Source organism: Streptomyces sp. Ru71, from assembly GCF_002920535.1.
Taxonomy (GTDB): Bacteria; Actinomycetota; Actinomycetes; order Streptomycetales; family Streptomycetaceae; genus Streptomyces.
On sequence record NZ_PQSS01000183.1, the window covers coordinates 1 to 538 of the forward strand.

Annotated in this window: 1 pseudogene; it reads right to left on the reverse strand. The window is 82.9% G+C overall.

Going from position 1 to position 538, the window contains the following annotated elements:
• Positions 1-366, reverse strand: a pseudogene (locus C3489_RS38140) (5,6-dimethylbenzimidazole synthase); the annotation flags it as partial.
• Positions 367-538 lie beyond the last annotated feature (172 nt).

Consider the following 538-nt stretch of genomic DNA (forward strand, 5'->3'; position numbering starts at 1 on the left):
TGAGGGGTGCGGCGGAGTCGGGGCGAGGTGCGGAGTGGTGGGCACGGAGCCCTCGACCGGCACGAACTGCCCGACCGGCTGCCCCGGCTGCTGCCCTGCGGGGACGGCGCCGGGCACCGGGGCGGCGGGGGTGGCCTCCGGGAGCTCCGCCGCGGCGGGGGCCTGCGGCGCGGCTGCGGCGGCGTCCGGCACCGGGTGAGCGGCGTCCTGCGGCAGCTGCGGTCCCTGGACGGGCGGGGCGGCGGGGGCCGGCTGCTGGTCGGCGGCGGGCGCGGTGGCCGGCTGGGGCGCCGGTGCGGCCATGGCGGGCGGCGCGGCCGGGGTGCTGTCCTGCGCGGGCTGTACCGCTTCGTCCGGGGTCGACACGGGAGCCTCCTGAGCTGCGGCGGCGGCCACCGGGGGGTGTTCGGCGGCGGACGCGTCCTGCGGGGCGGCGGCCTGGGCGGTACCCGGGTCGGCGGCAGGCGCGTCGGTGGACTGCGGGGACGCGACGGGGGCCGGCGCCGGGGTCTGCGGGGTCCTCGGCGGCGACGGGCTC